13 protein-coding genes are annotated in these 15,139 nt (G+C 68.6%); 5 read left to right on the top strand and 8 right to left on the bottom strand.

The window, feature by feature from the left end; genetic code table 11:
* On the top strand, positions 1-1,125 hold the full coding sequence (gene menC, locus ACYVF7_RS27245) for an o-succinylbenzoate synthase (RefSeq protein WP_460346343.1): 1,125 nt from the start codon (positions 1-3) through the stop codon (positions 1,123-1,125).
* 41 nt (positions 1,126-1,166) lie between these two features.
* Positions 1,167-2,087 carry an ABC transporter substrate-binding protein gene (locus ACYVF7_RS27240; protein ID WP_460346341.1) on the top strand — a complete coding sequence of 307 codons (921 nt, stop codon included), beginning with the start codon at positions 1,167-1,169 and terminating at the stop codon, positions 2,085-2,087.
* A gap of 24 nt (positions 2,088-2,111) precedes the next feature.
* Here the strand turns inward: ACYVF7_RS27240 and ACYVF7_RS27235 are convergent, their stop codons facing one another.
* From ACYVF7_RS27235 to ACYVF7_RS27205, 7 genes are all read right to left on the bottom strand, one after another.
* On the bottom strand, positions 2,112-3,722 hold the full coding sequence (locus tag ACYVF7_RS27235) for a PucR family transcriptional regulator (protein ID WP_460346339.1): 1,611 nt from the start codon (positions 3,720-3,722) through the stop codon (positions 2,112-2,114).
* A 30-nt stretch (positions 3,723-3,752) separates the two neighbouring features.
* On the bottom strand, positions 3,753-5,375 hold the full coding sequence (locus ACYVF7_RS27230; protein ID WP_460346337.1) for an N-acyl-D-amino-acid deacylase family protein: 1,623 nt from the start codon (positions 5,373-5,375) through the stop codon (positions 3,753-3,755).
* A gap of 152 nt (positions 5,376-5,527) precedes the next feature.
* Positions 5,528-6,241, bottom strand: a complete 714-nt coding sequence (locus ACYVF7_RS27225) for an isochorismatase family protein (protein WP_460346335.1) — start codon at positions 6,239-6,241, stop codon at positions 5,528-5,530.
* Positions 6,242-6,404: 163 nt separating this feature from the next.
* Positions 6,405-6,830 (bottom strand): hypothetical protein, encoded by a 426-nt coding sequence (locus tag ACYVF7_RS27220; RefSeq protein WP_460346333.1) that lies wholly within the window; start codon positions 6,828-6,830, stop codon positions 6,405-6,407.
* Between the two features lie 192 nt (positions 6,831-7,022).
* Complete coding sequence (locus ACYVF7_RS27215) at positions 7,023-7,382, bottom strand: hypothetical protein (RefSeq protein WP_460346331.1); 360 nt, start codon at positions 7,380-7,382, stop codon at positions 7,023-7,025.
* A 229-nt stretch (positions 7,383-7,611) separates the two neighbouring features.
* Positions 7,612-8,964 carry an FAD-binding oxidoreductase gene (locus ACYVF7_RS27210; RefSeq protein ID WP_460346329.1) on the bottom strand — a complete coding sequence of 451 codons (1,353 nt, stop codon included), beginning with the start codon at positions 8,962-8,964 and terminating at the stop codon, positions 7,612-7,614.
* Between the two features lie 26 nt (positions 8,965-8,990).
* On the bottom strand, positions 8,991-10,028 hold the full coding sequence (locus tag ACYVF7_RS27205) for an antibiotic biosynthesis monooxygenase (protein WP_460346327.1): 1,038 nt from the start codon (positions 10,026-10,028) through the stop codon (positions 8,991-8,993).
* 22 nt (positions 10,029-10,050) lie between these two features.
* Here ACYVF7_RS27205 and ACYVF7_RS27200 point away from each other — a divergent pair, with 22 nt between their 5' ends.
* The 3 genes from ACYVF7_RS27200 to ACYVF7_RS27190 all read left to right on the top strand — a co-directional run bounded on the left by ACYVF7_RS27200 (position 10,051) and on the right by ACYVF7_RS27190 (position 12,630).
* Positions 10,051-10,617 (top strand): nucleoside deaminase, encoded by a 567-nt coding sequence (locus ACYVF7_RS27200; RefSeq protein WP_460346326.1) that lies wholly within the window; start codon positions 10,051-10,053, stop codon positions 10,615-10,617.
* Positions 10,618-10,822: 205 nt separating this feature from the next.
* Positions 10,823-11,005: a hypothetical protein gene (locus tag ACYVF7_RS27195; RefSeq protein ID WP_460346325.1), complete on the top strand. Its 183-nt coding sequence runs from the start codon at positions 10,823-10,825 to the stop codon at positions 11,003-11,005.
* 200 nt (positions 11,006-11,205) lie between these two features.
* The gene (locus ACYVF7_RS27190; protein ID WP_460346323.1) at positions 11,206-12,630 is read left to right on the top strand and encodes a serine/threonine-protein kinase; all 1,425 of its coding nucleotides are present in this window, start codon (positions 11,206-11,208) and stop codon (positions 12,628-12,630) included.
* Between the two features lie 136 nt (positions 12,631-12,766).
* On the opposite strand, the gene ACYVF7_RS27185 is transcribed toward ACYVF7_RS27190, so the two are convergent.
* The gene (locus tag ACYVF7_RS27185; protein WP_460346321.1) at positions 12,767-15,139 is read right to left on the bottom strand and encodes a glycoside hydrolase family 3 C-terminal domain-containing protein; all 2,373 of its coding nucleotides are present in this window, start codon (positions 15,137-15,139) and stop codon (positions 12,767-12,769) included.

Genomic DNA, 15,139 nt, shown 5'->3' with positions numbered 1-15,139 from the left:
ATGCCTCGCGTGACGCTCGAGATCCGCACGCTCGCCCTGCCGCTCGTACGGCCGTTCCGGACGTCGAAGGGTGTGGACGACACACGGCACGTCATGGTGTTGCGCTGGTCCGAGGACGGCGTCGACGGCTGGTCGGAATCGGCCGCCGACCCAGAGCCGACGTACTTCCCCGAGTACATGGCGAGCGTCCGTACCGCGCTCCTGGAGGTGATCGTGCCGGCGATGGAGAGCAGCCCGCCGGCGCCCTCGGGAACGACGGTCGGCTGGCTCCGATCCGTCCTGAAGGACGTGCCCGGCAACCCGATCGCCAAGGCGTTCGTCGAGTCGGCCCTGCTCGATGCCCAACTGCGCCGGCACGGCATGCCGCTGGTGGACTTCCTGGGGGCGACGGCGGGCCGCATCCCCGTCGGCGTCTCGGTGGGCATCCCCGATTCCATCGACGAACTGATCGATTGGGTCGGCGGCTACCTCAAGGACGGCTACTCGCGGATCAAACTCAAGATCGAGCCAGGATGGGACCTCGAGCCGGTCCGCGCCGTCCGGGCGACGTTCGGGGACGACGTGCCACTGCAGGTGGACGCCAACCAGGCGTACGAGCCGAGCGACATCCCTCACCTGCGCCGCCTCGACGAGTTCAACCTGCTCCTCCTGGAACAGCCGTTCGACCGCGACCGTCTCCTCGCGCACCAGGCCCTCGCCGCCGCCTCGACGACGCCCATCTGCCTGGACGAGTCGATCAGCGGGGTAGACGACACGATGGTCGCGATCCGCCTGGGCGCGGTGAATGTCGTGAACATCAAGCCGAGCAGGGTCGGTGGATACCTGAACTCGCGGGCGATCCACGACGTCTGCCAGGCCAACGGCATACCCGTCTTCTGCGGTGGCACCCTCGAGACCGCCGTGGGGCGCGCGGCCAACCTCGCCCTGGCCGGCCTGCCCGGCTTCACCCTTCCCGGCGACATATCGGCGACGAGCCGCTACTACGCCAAAGACATCGCCCGCCCGTTCGAGCTCGAGGACGGATGCCTCGCCGTGCCCACCGGGCCGGGCACGGGGGTCGATGTGGATCTCGGCACCGTCGAGGAGCTCACCATCGACAAGCGCACCGTGTCACTCGACCTCTGAACCACATGCGAGTGGCTCGTGCACGTACACCAGGGAGACCGATGAAACGGACATCGCAGATGACCGCCGCTCTCGCAGCAGCGGTGACGCTCGCCTTCGGCGCGGGATGCACCAACGCATCCCAGACCGGCTCCGCGGAGAAGGCCAAGCCCGGCCTCTCCGCCCAGGCGGCCGACAAGACGCTGAGCGCGCTGGTGCCGGCCAAGATCAGGACGGCCGGCACGATCCGGGTCGCCACCGACGCGACTTACCCGCCCTTCGAGTCGGTGGCCAAGGACAACAAGACGCTCGAAGGGGCTGACATCGATCTCATCAACGGCATCGCCTCGTTGCTCGGCCTGAAGGCCGGGCTGCAGAACACCGGCTTCGACGCGATCGTCCCGGGAATAGCCGCCGGAAAGTTCGACGTCGCCGTCTCCGGGATCCTTGACCGTCCGTCACGCCGGGAGCACATCGACTTCGTCGACTACGCGATGAACAGCACGATGTTCTTCGCCAAGGCGGAGAACAAGGGCAAGTTCCCGACCTGGGCGAGTACCTGCGGTTTCTCGATAGCGGTACAGACGGGCACATCGATGGCCGACGACGCCCAAGCCGTCACCAAGAAGTGCGCCGCCGCCGGAAAGCGGGCCATCAAGATCAACAACTTCCATACCCAGGACCAGGTGGTCCTGGCCGTGCAGAGCGGCCGGGCCGACGTCGGGGTGTCGACCGGTGGTTCCACGGCGGCGATCGTCAAGCAGACCGGTTCCCTCTTCGTCACGAGCAGCCCGCCGGACGCACCCACCAAGCCCGGTGCGCTCGGCATCGCCGTCCAGAAGTCCGACCCCGAACTCGTCAAGGCCGTTCAGGCGGCGCTGCAGAAACTCATTGAGAACGGCACCTATGACCAGATCATGAATACATGGGGTCTCAAGGACTGCTGTAGCAACAAGAGCGCCAAGATCAACGGCGGTACCTGATCGAGCGCTGGAGAGTGGCACCGGTCAGATCGGCCGTTGGCCGGTCGGCCGGTGCCGATCCAGCAGCAACCGTAGCTGCAGCCACATCACCTGCCGCAATCGCGGATCACTCGCGTCAAAGCCGAACTTCTCCTTGATACGGGCGAGCCGGTACCGGTAGGAGTTCTCGTGGATCCCCAGTTCCTTGGCCGCGGCGCGGGCATCGCCGAAGTGATCGAAGTGAGCCAGCAATGTCGCCGCATACGCCGTCTGGTGCCGCTCGTCGTACCCGAGAAGGTCCCGGACGTGCTGGACGAGACGATCGGCATCCGCGACACCCGAACGCCGGATCTCCTCGAGAATGACCAGGTGCCGCTGCTCATCGACGTCGATGACGGCATGTTGTGAGCCCTGCATCGCCTTCAGGACCGTGGAGATGTCCCGCCGCGCCCTGATCACCTGATCGGTGTCGTCGATCGCGGCGACGAAGGCGCAACCCAGCCTCCCGCCGTTGCTCGAAGTCGCCGACCTGCCGACGTCCTCGGCGAGCCGCCTGAGCCGGGCCGATGAGCACCCGGCCGCCCCGGGCACCAGAGCGAAGATCGCGTCCTCCACCCGGGCACAGGCCGCCTCGGGCGAAATACGCTCGACGTTGAGCCGGATGATCTGGGTGAGGCGCTGCTCATCGAGGTCCGGAGCGTCGGTCAGCGGACCGAAACCCATGATCGCCAGGGGTAGCCGGTCGCGCAGCGTGCTCGTCTGATCCGAGCCGGTGGCGCCGAGCTGCGCCGCGAGCTGCTCGGATCGGCGCCGCCGGGCCGCGTCCTCGTGGAACCTCGCCGACATGATCGCCAACGCGACAGCGGGAGCGGCCATCTCCAGCGCCGCGACGGCACGGCTCGCGGAGCCAGGTTCGCCGTCGTCGATGGCCCAGATCGAGCCGAGAAGGCGGCCGCCGATCCGGACGGGGACCACGACACGCGCCAGTTCGTGATCTGCCTGCGACGGGAACCGGACGTGGCCCTCGGCACGGGCCACCGCGAGGTATTCGGCGTCGTACTCCGGGATCGCCTGCACCTTGCGGTCAAGGATCGAGTCTTGGCGTACGGCGTCGATGGCCTGTCCCTCGATGCTCGAATACGCGAGAACCCGGCGTTCGAGGTCCTCGATGGTGACCGCCGCGCCGGCGATCGACGCGATGGCGTTCGCCATGCCGAACAGGTCGTCGGTCGCTTCGAAACCGGCGCTCCGCACCGTCGTGGCGCACGAGGCGATCGCGCCTGCCAGCAGCGCCTCCACGGTGCTCCACGGAAGCGCGTCACGCGCGACGAGCATGATGAGACCCGCCCGTCGTGCCGTGTCAACGATCCCGGTGAGGTCCTGCCCGCGTCGTTTTATGACGGCCGCGGCGTAACCGGCCTTGCCCGCGTCGGCCAGGAGCGAGCCGAGCTGGGGGTGCATCACGGACGCCCCGACGAGCAGCAGCACTCCGCCCGCAGCGGAAGGAAGCTCTTCGAGAGGGTCCCAGACCACGCAGTCGCAGACGGTCTGGTCGGTGATCGCCGTGCCGGGCGCCGCGACGACGGCCTCCCGATCGATCGACTCGAGGACCCCGGCCAAGGGGGCAACGGGTCCGATGAGCTGCGAGTCTTCCACTTGCAGCAGTCTACGAGGAGATCGTTCTCGTCATCGGGGCCGCAGTCTCCGACCGCGCCGGACCCCGAGCCACCGCCCGGACCGTACGACGAGGCGCCCCTCCTGCATGACCCACTCGATACCGGCGACAGGCCGGTCAGGCGTCGCGTAGTCGCCCGGATGGCTGATCGTCAGTGGGTCGAAGCACACCAGGTCCGCGACCGCGCCGGGCGCGATGACCCCCCGGCCGGGAACGCCGAAGACCGCCGCAGGCAACGAGGTCATGCGGCGAACCGCCTCGGCCAGGTCGACGATCCGCCGCTCCCGGACGAACCGGCTGATCACAGTCGGGAAGGTCCCGAAGAGCCGCGGGTGCGGCTTGCCACCCGAACCCGGCGGCGTCCCGTCCGACCCCACCGAGGTGAACGGCGAGCGGAAGGCGTCGTCGAGGTCCTGGTCGGCCATCGAGAACTCGACCATCGTGACACGCAGCCGCTCGGCGACCAGCACGTGCACCAGGGCGTCGAACGGCTCAAGCCCGAGCTCGTCCGCCACCTGGCGGAGGGTCATGCCCTCGTGGTCGTGTGACGCCGTCGAGGCGATGAGGATGCCGTCGTACCCGCCCGCGCCACCGATCAGGTTCTCCCAGTCCTGCGCCTGCGACGACTCGATGGAGCGGCGGGCGCGAGCCAGCGTCTGCCGATCCTCCAGCCGGGCGAGCAGCTTCGTGTCACCGCCGTCGTGCATCCACGGCGGCAGGCAGGCCGCCAGGATCGTCGAGGCGGCGGTGTAGGGATAGATGTCCTGGGCCACGGCCGCGCCGCCGTCCCGCGCCTCGTCGAGATACGCGATCGCCGGTGGGATCAACCCGTGGTTTTCCTGGCCGGTCGCCTTGAGGTGGGAGATCTGGAGCCGGCAACCGGCCTCGCGGGCGAGCCGGACCGATTCGGCCAGGCTGGCCGCCAGGTCGAAGCTCTCGTTGCGCATGTGCGTCGCGTAGACCCGGTCCGGGCCGAGAACCCGTGCCACCTGCGTGAGTTCCTCGGCGTCGGCGTAGACGCCGGGGGCGTAGATCAACCCGGTGGACATCCCGAACGCGCCGGCCTCCAGCGCGTCCTGAAGCATCACGCGCATCCGGCGGATGTCCGCGGATTCGGCGGCACGCGCCCCTGACCCCATCGCGGCCATCCGCAGGGCTCCGTGCCCGACCAGCGGGCAGACGTTCACCACGGTGCCACGGTCGTCGACCGTCTCATAGAACTCGGGAACGCTTCCCCACGTCACCTCGTCGATGGGAAACAGCTTCCGCAGCGCGGACGTGGCCTCACCCGCCCGCTCCCCCGCCGGGATCGGGACGAGCGAGAAGCCGCAGTTGCCGGTGACCTCGGTCGTCACGCCTTGGTTGATCTTGGTCAGATCGTCCTCGGCCAGCAGCGGGGCATTGTCGGCGTGGGAGTGAACGTCGATGAATCCGGGACAGACCACCAGCCCCTGGGCGGCCAGGGCGGCGCCGGAGTCCAGCACGATACTTCTGGGCGCGCCGAGGCCCCGGATGCGCCCCGCGTCGACGACGATGTCCGCCTCCGCACCTGGCGCACCGGTACCGTCGACGACCGTCGCGCCTCGGATCACGAACGGCGTCGAGCCGTCGACCTCCCAATCCCCCACGGCCATGAGACCTCGCCTTCCCGCAGACCGACTCGACAACCCGACACGGCCATTCTCGTGCCGGTGCCCACTCCCGCCCTCGGGCCAGGGACCAAACGATCGCTCAGGATTTGGCGAGATCCACAAGGTTGGGCCGGCCTCGGCGGTGCCGGTATCGGTCAGGCCTGGATCATGTCGAGCAGGTCGGATGTCGAGCGCACGTCGCCGAAGGACCGGTAGATGGTGTGCAGCGTGGCGTTGTGGTCCTGGTCGCGCCGGGCCGCGTTCGCGTCCGCGACCAGGATGACCCGCAGTCCGAGGGTGGCGGCGTCGCGCGCGGAGGACTCGCAGCACACGTTGGTGACGGTTCCGCTGATCAGAACGGTGTCGACTCCGCGCTCTTCCAGCACTCCCGGAAGGGCACAACGGCCGGGGAAGAACGCGCTGCGAGCGAATTTCTCCACCAGCACATCACCGGGACGGACCACCAGTTCGGGCCACAGCCGCTCGGGCAGCGGACCCGTCCCGCCGGACGCGCGGTAGGCCTCGGCTGTCTCCGGCCCGAAGAACTCATCGAGCACCGGCGTCCTTTCGCCGGCTGCGGGAAGGACCCAGGCGACCGTGCCGCCCGCTGCTCGAAGGGCATCGGCGATGCGGCCGATGTTCGGCACGATGCCGCGGCAGTACGGGTTCTCGGACACGAAGAACGGCACCATGTCGATCACCACGAGCGCGGTACGGGCCGGGACGAGGTTCACGAACGCGAACCGGCGGCCACGGCGCGCCTCATGCCGGGCGTACTCCCGAGGGTCGATCCACCATTCGTGCTGCCGCACCTCGGCGTCCGACGGCAAGGCCGTCCCGATCCGCGTACGGTCGCTGGCAGGACTCATGCAATCTTCGCCCACTTTGTACGGCGAATCCGGTTTATACGATGAATCCGGATCTGGAGAATTCACAAGGTGCCTCTCTTCGAATCCGGGTGCTGCTATCAGGAGAACGTCCCGGGACGGCGAGTTTCCGTCCCAGGACGTTCAGTGGCCATAAACGGTCAGGTCATCGGACAGTGACCTTGACCAGGTTGGAGGCACCAGCGCCCCAGGCGTGCCAGTGGTGGTTGCGGTCCTGCCGGTAGGCGACGGCCCGGAAGGTGTAGGTGCCCTTGTGGACGGCGGGCTTGAGGGTCAGGGTGAACCGTTCGGCACCGCTCTTGCCGGTGCGACCGTGGGTGGTGCAAAGCAACCTCTCGTAGCCGGGGCCCTTGGGCAGTGCCCGCTGCAGGCACAGCTTCAGCCCGTGGATCTTGTCGCCGCTGCTGTCGGAGAAAGCGTCGGCGCGGAAGGTGACGGTCCGTCCGTGCTGGACGGTGTGATGGTCGACCGAAAGGTGCAGGCCGGTCTTGGCCTGGGCAGCCCCGGCGGCGAGGATGACGGCTCCGGTCGACACGGCGGCGACTCCCGCCACGGTGAGCGTCTTACGCATGTCGTTACTTCCAATCGTTGTCGAATCTTCCGACCGGGTCAGATGTGAAACGGTCAATAGAAGTTCGACAGAAAGCCGATTTTTACGCGCTTTTAACCGGGAGACTCGTGGGCGCCCACCGACCAAACACCGGCATCGATCCCCGTGGGTCCAGGGCGGCACACCCACGCGATCAAGCCCGACCGTCAAAGCTCATCCATCGTCTTGACCGCGGAGGCCTGTCCGGTTCCGGGTACGTACCAGTGTGACGACCGCAGTCACGACGGGAGTCGCGAGGCCCAGCACGGCGGTGGTGAGAAACCCGAAAATTCCGTTGCCCCACCAGAGAGCCTCGTTCATCGAGAAGCACAGATTGTCCGGCGAGCAGTAGGTGCCGTTCAATTCCACTCGGGCAGCGAGCATCCCGGCCGGGAAACAGAGGATCGCCAGGAGCAGTCCGGCGCCGAAGAACCACAGCGGCACCCGTCTGCGGATCGCCCACAGCGTGAGCCAGACCAGGAGGAGCATCGTCGGCAGAACCCAGATGACCGGCAGGGTCCGAGAGAAGGTCACGCTTTGCCTCCGTCTGCGCAGGGGTGTCGGGCTGGCGAAGATGGTGCCGTGTGGCCCGCCGACAGCACGCCCACATCCTCTCGCCGGAGCCCCGCGAGGCGAGCACGTTCAGCGCCGCTCAACAGACACAGATCATTTCTGGGAAGGCCACGTTCGTCACCACCGGAAGGCCTTCCGGGTCCGACATGAGGGTCCGGAGCATGCCACGGTCGTACGGGCAGCGTATGGGTCAGGTCGTCGTGAGGTAGGTCTGGAACACACCACCCGGGTCGTACGCCGCTCGTACCGCCGCCAGCCGCTCCCAGGCGGCAGGCGTGAACGAGCGCCGGGCGCGCGACGGGGCGGCCGGCAGGTCCGTCTCCGCGACGTAGTGCCCGACTCCGAGAGGCTCCACCGCCCGCATCGTCCGACGCAGCCAGCGGAGGTTCACCTCGTCCTCCGACCGGTCCGCCCAGATGGCGTACGGGACGAGGTAGGTCCGGCCCAGCGCCGCGAACGCCGTGTCCGGTGTCGCGGGCACCTCGGGGCCGCCCGGCGACAGAAGCGCGAGGACGAGGGACTTCTCCGATGGCGCCCGTTCGACGTGACCGGCGATCCGCGGCAGCAGAACCCGGAAGTCCTCACGCGACCACAGGGTGTCGACGGCGGCCCGGTGGCGTTCGGGCCAGAACGCCGCGGAGTCCGCGTACAGCGACTCGAAGGTCGCCGGCTCGTCCACCTCCCGGACCAGGGCACGCCCCGCGAGCGGGCAGTCCCGCAGTGGTCCGAGCGCCCGTACGGCCTCATCGCGTGAGTCCGCGAAGGCGATGGCCGTGACGGCGGCGATCGGAGGCCGCGGGCGCCCCGCCCCCGGCGTGAGGGCCATTCCGAACTCGACACTCGCCGGCAACTCTGCCGCGATCTCGTCGGCCCAGCGTGCGATGTCCTCGACCTCCACCAGCGGAAAGACGTATCGCGTCCTCATGATCGCCCTCGGGAGGGGATGCAGGCGGAGCCCGAAGGAGGTGACGGCGGCGAAGAATCCGGGCCCCGCGCCGCGCGCCGCCCAGAACAGGTCCGCGTTCTGCTCCTCGTCGCACCTGAGCAGTTCGCCGTCGGCGGTCACGGCCTCGATCCCCTGGACGCTGTGGCACGCGGGCCCCCAGACTCCGGGGTTCCAGCCGAGGCCGCCGCTGAGCAGGAATCCGCTCAGCGCGACGGTCGGGCAGTGGCCCGTGGGAAAGGCCAGACCGTGTTCGGCGAGCGCCAGGGACAGCGTGCGTCCGGTGACACCGGGCTCGGCGACCGCCGTCGCGGAGGCGGGATCGACGGCGTGACGCCGGAGGCCGGAAAGGTCGATCAGCATCCCTCCGTCGCGCAGCGGTGAGCCGCACCAGCTGTGTCCGCTCCCGCGTACGGCGATCCGGAGCCCGCGGTCACGGGCGAGGCCGACCGCCTCCCGTACGATCTCCGCCGAGCCGGCCCGGACGATCACGTCCGGGAACCGCTGCGGCTTGAGGTCGTTCCACAGCATGCTCGCCCAGAGGTCCGGGTAGCGCGCGTCGTCCCGCCACGTCAGCGCGCCCTCGAGCCGATCAGGCACTGGGCACCTCCTCGCGCCGTGGCCGGCTAACTCGTGATCACGCCGAAGATCGCGACGGACAGCAGGTAGCAGAGAAGGACCACGGCGACGCCTGCCACGTGCCGGGAGAGCGTCACTCCGGGCGCCAGCCAGAAGGTCAGAACCCTGTTCACCAGTGGCATCAGCAGCCAGGTGAGGATGCTGACGCTCAGCACGTTGCTGAAGAACATCGCGGCGTATCCCGGTATCCCCGCCTTCTCGAAGACCCTGCCGGCCGTCAGCGTGAGGATCATCACCGTGGGATACAGGGCGAGCAGCACGCACATGGCCTGCTTCCAGTTGGGCGGAATCCCGGTCTCGGATTCGCCGCCGAACCGGAACCAGCCGCTGAAGGCCGAGTCGATCTTTCGGAGCTCGTATTCGGCGAAATAGCGGCGACCTTCCTCCAGAAGTTTCCGCCGGATTTCCGACTCGAGCCAGGCATTCAGGTGCTCACGCGTGTCGAATCTGAATATGGCGACCCAGTTCTCCTGAATACCTGGAACCGGCCTGAAGAGCTCGAAGCCCATGAAGCCGGGGAATCGCTCCTGGGCGTTCCGCGCCTTCTCCTGCCAGCGCACGAAGTCCTGCTCGCGGCCCGGCCTCACCTGGTGTGAGATGACCGCCGTGATGACGTCCCGTCCCGGCGCCTCCCCGGCGAGGACCTCCTGTTTCACCGGGCCGTCGAACAGCGGCCCGCCCTCGTCGAGCAGTTCTCCGCGCGCCGGGGAGTCGAGCCACGTGGTCAGCCGGGCGACGTCGGAGAACCGGTAGATCACCACCCATACATCCCGATCTACGGGCCCGGGCGGATGTACCTCCGTCTCCTCAAATCCCTCGAAAGCGCGCGCGACCGCGTTCACGCGTTCCTGCCAGCGCCGATAATCGTCTTCGCGGCCTTTGTGAATCTTCAACGAAATGATGACGGTCGCGCTGTTTTCGGCGGGACGGTGGCTTGCGCTGGAGTCCACATTAGGTAGTCTAGGCGTCGGAGAGGGGGGACAAATAGTAACTTGATTGGAAATAAACGACAACGAAACGGGCATATGCTGATCGGGGGTTTATGCGATGAACCACGAGGACTTCATGGCGGAAGCCGTGCGGCTGGCGACCGAGTCCGTCCAAAACGGCTGGGGCGGCCCCTTCGGCGCGGTCATCACCCGCGACGGCGAGATCATCGCTCGCGGGCAGAACCGCGTCCTCCTCACCGGTGACCCCACCGCCCATGGCGAGGTCGAGGCGATCCGCAAGGCCGTGCAGATCCTGAACCCCCGCGCTCCGTCCATCCCGCAGGAGCACAACAACGAGGCGACGCTGACGCTCATCCCACGCCCCGAGGGATCCCCTGACGTCGTTCCCGAACGAGCACGGATGCTGAAGGGCTGCTCGATCTATAGCAGTGGCGCCCCCTGCCCCATGTGCATGAGCGCCATCTACTGGTCGCGAATCGACGCCGTCTACTTCGCCTGCGACTTCAAGGCCACCCGGGAGATCGGGTTCGACGACGCCTTCCAGTACGAGGACTTCGAGAGGCCCATCGAACAGCGGAGGCTCTCGGTCAAGCAGATCTACCCCGAACTCGGCGCCCGGGCATACGAAGCCTGGACGGACAAGCCCGACCGCCACCCGTACTAGCGCCGCGTCGGCGGGTCATGCCCAGATCGGTGCCGTGCCGTCCGATGCGGTGGAGGTGCGAATGGAACCGCTCATGAAGGTAGACGACGGGCCAGACCTGGATCTCCGACAGGCCCACGTTGCGGGTGACGGCGGGAGTTCCATGGGATGCCGCATTCGCGTCCCACGCCGGGTGTCGTTCACGTCCAGGTGACGGGCAGCAGCAGTGAACGGCGATGCGTTCTGCCGTCGGCAGCATGAGGTCGCGCAGGCCGGCCGGGAGCTCGCTGTGTGTGGCGGTACGGCCGAGGAGTGGCGGGAGTATCGGCGGAATCGGGCCATCGCGTTGAGTGTGGATGCGCTCGAGAATGGCCCGCTGGAGGCGTTGACCAAGGCCGAGGAGGCGTGACGGGTGGTCACTGAGGAGCGGGACGCCTGCTCGGTACCACTGGCGTCATGCGGGCGGCCACCACCAGGAAGCCGTACCACCGACGCACGTCCGAGGTCGCTTTGTCTTGTTAGTGACGTTCAGCTTGCGCTCGACTCCACTGAGTTGACACTATCTAGGCCGATACGTCCGTCATCGACGGGGTTGAAAGAGGCGCACTCGTGGAGACAACGTCGGAGGCTCTCGGGGGCGCGATCCTGCCCCCGGGTGCGCAACCACTCGAACCCGCTGACCCGGCTGAGATCGGCGGCTACAGGCTGGCCGGCAGACTGGCATCAGGCGGGACGGGCGTCGTCTACCTGGCACGTGACGGCCGCGGAGGTCTCCTAGCCGTCAAGACCGCACGCGCTCAGAAGACCGAACAAGCTCAGGAACTGCGTCGTCTCCGGACGGGTCTCCGGACAGAGGCGGCCTGCGCCCGGCGGCTTCCTTCCTTCTGCACGGCCCAACTACTGGTCGATGGTACCGACCAAACCCGGCCCTACCTCATCAGCGAGTACGTCGAGGGACCCTCGCTACATCAGTTCATCCAGGACGTGGGACCGCTGAAGCCCGCGCAGGTGAAGGCGCTGGCCGTCGCCGTCGCCCGGGCACTCGCCGCCATCCACCAGGCAGGCCTGGTCCACTGCGACCTCAAGCCGGCCCATGTCCTGCTGGCAGCCGACGGGCCCCGGCTCATCGACTTCGGTATCGCCCAGGAGATCCCCGCCTCCGGCAGGTCCACCCCGATCGCGACGGTGGCGGACAGCTCGGGATGGTGGAGGGCACCCGAGCTTGCCATCGGCGGCCCCGTCAGCGCCGCTTCGGACGTCTTCGGCTGGGGCTGCCTGGTCGGCTACGCCACGACCGGCCGCAGCCCGTTCGCCGAAGCTGACGAACTCGGGCGACAATCCATACCGCAACCGACCCGGCTCGACGCTTGGGACGAGCCCATCCGCGGCCTGGTCGAGGCCGCGCTCGCCAGGGATCCCGCCGACCGCCCCACCGCCGACGAACTCGCCTCCCGACTGGACGCGGTAAGCCGCCCCACCATAGCCCGGCCACCAGAGCCCGGCACCGCGATTCTCCCCACGCCCAGGCCTGTGCCCGATCCCGCGGCGAGAGCAGCCACCGACCCCGCCCCGACGCCCAACGCCGAACCCACCACCGCCGGCGCCAGGCGTCCGAGACGGGCCAAGGCATTGGTCATGGTGTCCGTGCCCGCCGCGCTCATAGCCGTGCTCGCCACCGTCATCGCCACGACCGGCCGGGACGCCGGGCGGCACACGCCGCTCGACCCCGGCCCTGCCACACCGTCGGGTCATGGAGCGACCGGTTCGCCGGCCGAGCTGGAACCGCGGTCATCCCGGCCGGGCGTACGGCATCCCGCATCCGTGGGCGGCACACACGCCACGCCCGGCTCGCCGACATCAAACCGCCCATCCAGGCACATCGGGCACAGCAAGTCGCACAGACCGAACACGCCGAGTGGGCCAGGTGGCACGTCTGCTCCGCGACCGCCGACCGTATCGGCATCCCCGACTCCGTCATCACCGAGACCGACGCCATCTACGACGCCCTCCCCCACAACGACCAAATCCGGTTAGCCGTGGGCCGCACACGCGCTTGTGGCGTCGTCGTGCGCGGGCGGCAACATCGCCGTTGCGCGGAGCATGGCGGCCGGTCTTGCGACGCCTCTCGAATCCGCCCAGGTGCCGGGCCTTCGCCTGTGCGGGTCGGTCGCTATCTGGCGACGACCTCGAAGGTGCCGCGCAGGTGGATCCGCGCGGAGGAACTGCCGACCTGGACCTCGAAGGCGCCGGGCTCGACGACCTGCCGCATCGACTCGTCGACCAGTTCCATCTCCCGCGGCCCGAGCGTAAGCCGGACCGTCCGCTTCTGGCCCGGCTTCAGCTCCACCTTCGCGAAGCCGCGCAACTGCTTGACCGGCAGCGACACGCTCGACTGCTGGTCGGCCAGGTACAACTGGACGACCTCCTGGCCCGTACGGTGCCCGGTGTTGGTGACATCGACTCGAACCTCCGTGGTCTCGCCCGTCTTGATCCGGCGGCGAGAAATCTTGAGGTTGTCGTAGCGGAACGTGGTGTAGCTCAGACCGTGGCCGAACTCATAGAGCGGGGACGCCTTGAGGCCGACGTACCCGTCGGCCGCCGCCCGCATGGGCTTGACGTCGTTGTAGATCGGGAGCTGGCCCACGCTCCGCGGTACCGTCACCGGCAGCCGCCCACCGGGGTCACATTTGCCGAACAGCACGTCCGCGATCGCCTCACCGCCGCGTTCTCCGGGGAGCCACGCCTGCACGATCGCCGGGACGTGCTCGGCGGGCCAGGTGATGGCCAGCGGACGGCCCGCCACCAGCACGATCACGACGGGCTTTCCGGTCGCGTGGACGGCCTGGACCAGCGCGTCCTGCACGCCGGTGAGGTTCAGGTCGGCGGCGTCGACCCCCTCGCCTCCAGTGGCGCCCTCGAAGAGGAAACCCTTGGACCGCTCGCCGAGCACGAGCACCACGAGGTCGGCGCCGCGCGCGGTCGCAACGGCCTTGGCGAAGCCCGTGCGGTCAGCGTCGTTGACGCCGCAGCCCTTGGCGTAGGTGACCCTGGTCCCGGCGGGCGCGGCGGCCTTGATGGATGCCAGCACTGTGGGCATCCCGTTCTTCGGCGGCCAGGGCGCGTAGTCGCCGGTGAGGTTCTCCGGAACGTCGGCGTTCGGCCCGATCACGGCGATTCGCTTGATGGAGCTCTTGATCGGTAGCAAGCCGCCGTCGTTCTTCAGCAGGGTGATGCCCTCGCGCGCGGCCTGGAGCGCGAGGGCGCGGTGCGCGGCACCGCCCACGATCTGCTCGGCTCGCGCGGGGTCGACGTAGGGGTTGTCGAACAGCCCGAGCCGCAACTTGAGCATCAGCACGCGCCGGACGGCCCGGTCCACCAGTTCCATCGGGACGGAGCCGTCCTTCACCCCGTCCTTGAGCCCGTCGAGGTAAGCATCCTCCCAGGTGATGCCCACGTCGACTCCCGCCTTGATCGCCTGAGCGCCGGCCTGCTTCTGGTCGGCCGCGACACGCTCGGTGACCAGCGTCGTGAGGCCGCCACCCTCACTGATGACGACGCCACGGAACCCCAACTCCCCTCGCAGGACCTGCGTGAGCAGTTTCTCCGACCGGTGCGTGGGCACGCCGTCGATCGTGGACTGGCAGGCCAGCGTCATCAGCGCGCCCGCGTCGGCGAACCCGGCGCGCCATGACGGCAGGTGGATCGCCCGCAGTTCGCGCTCGCCGATCTCGACCGAGCTTCCCTCCAGCCCGCCGACGTTCGGGGTCTGCAGTGGGAAGTGACACAGGGATGCGACAGTCCGGTCCGACCTGCTGACGTCGGTGCCCTGGACAGCGCGCACGATCGCGCCGATGACGCCACCGACCAGGTACGGGTCCTCGCCATACCCCTCGCAGCCGCGCCCGAAGCGGGGGTCGCGGAACACCTCCGCGACCAACGTGTTGAGCACGTGGGTGCCGCAGGCGCGTGCCTCGGCCGCGACCGCGCCGTAGACCGCGCCGACCAGGCCGGTGTTCCAGGTGGCGGCGATCGACGGCCCCGCGGGGAAGATCGTCGCGTACGGCGCGGAATGACCGTTCGTCCCTTCGGCGATCTGCAGCAGCGGGATGCCGAGCTTGCTGCCCTCGGCGACCTTCTGCAGTTCGTTGGCGGCCTCCGCCTGCTGCCGGGGCGTACGGGGCTGCTTCACCGGGAGTGCCCCGGCGATCGTCTCGTTGAAGAACCCGAAGAACCCGCCTCCCTGCCCGAGGTCGCGCCACTTGCCTGCCGCATAGGCCTTGCGGTGCTCGTCCGTGGTGACCGGGGACGTCTTCGGGACCAGCCCGTCCGGCAGGACCTGCGGCATGTTCAGCTGGGCGATCTTGTCGGCGAGTGACATCTTCGCCAGCAGTGCCTCGATCCTCGGATCGGTCGGCTCCCCTGGCGTGGGCCGGGCCGCCGGCGCCTGCGCGCAGGCCGCCGAGCCGGAGAGGACCAACGTCCCGGCCAGCGCCGCGGCGCCACTCCCGAGAAAGCCGCGCCGTCCCACTTGGACGGAAGTCAC

Source organism: Actinoallomurus acanthiterrae (assembly GCF_054775715.1).
This window is presented reverse-complemented; position numbering and strand designations above follow the sequence as displayed.

Coding starts and splice junctions, on each gene's coding strand:
- menC (WP_460346343.1), top strand. CDS start 1: ATGCCTCGCGTGACGCTCGAGATCCGCACGCTCGCCCTGCCGCTCGTA.
- ACYVF7_RS27240 (WP_460346341.1), top strand. CDS start 1,167: ATGAAACGGACATCGCAGATGACCGCCGCTCTCGCAGCAGCGGTGACG.
- ACYVF7_RS27230 (WP_460346337.1), bottom strand. CDS start 5,375: ATGGCCGTGGGGGATTGGGAGGTCGACGGCTCGACGCCGTTCGTGATC.
- ACYVF7_RS27225 (WP_460346335.1), bottom strand. CDS start 6,241: ATGAGTCCTGCCAGCGACCGTACGCGGATCGGGACGGCCTTGCCGTCG.
- ACYVF7_RS27220 (WP_460346333.1), bottom strand. CDS start 6,830: ATGCGTAAGACGCTCACCGTGGCGGGAGTCGCCGCCGTGTCGACCGGA.
- ACYVF7_RS27205 (WP_460346327.1), bottom strand. CDS start 10,028: ATGCCCGTTTCGTTGTCGTTTATTTCCAATCAAGTTACTATTTGTCCC.
- ACYVF7_RS27200 (WP_460346326.1), top strand. CDS start 10,051: ATGAACCACGAGGACTTCATGGCGGAAGCCGTGCGGCTGGCGACCGAG.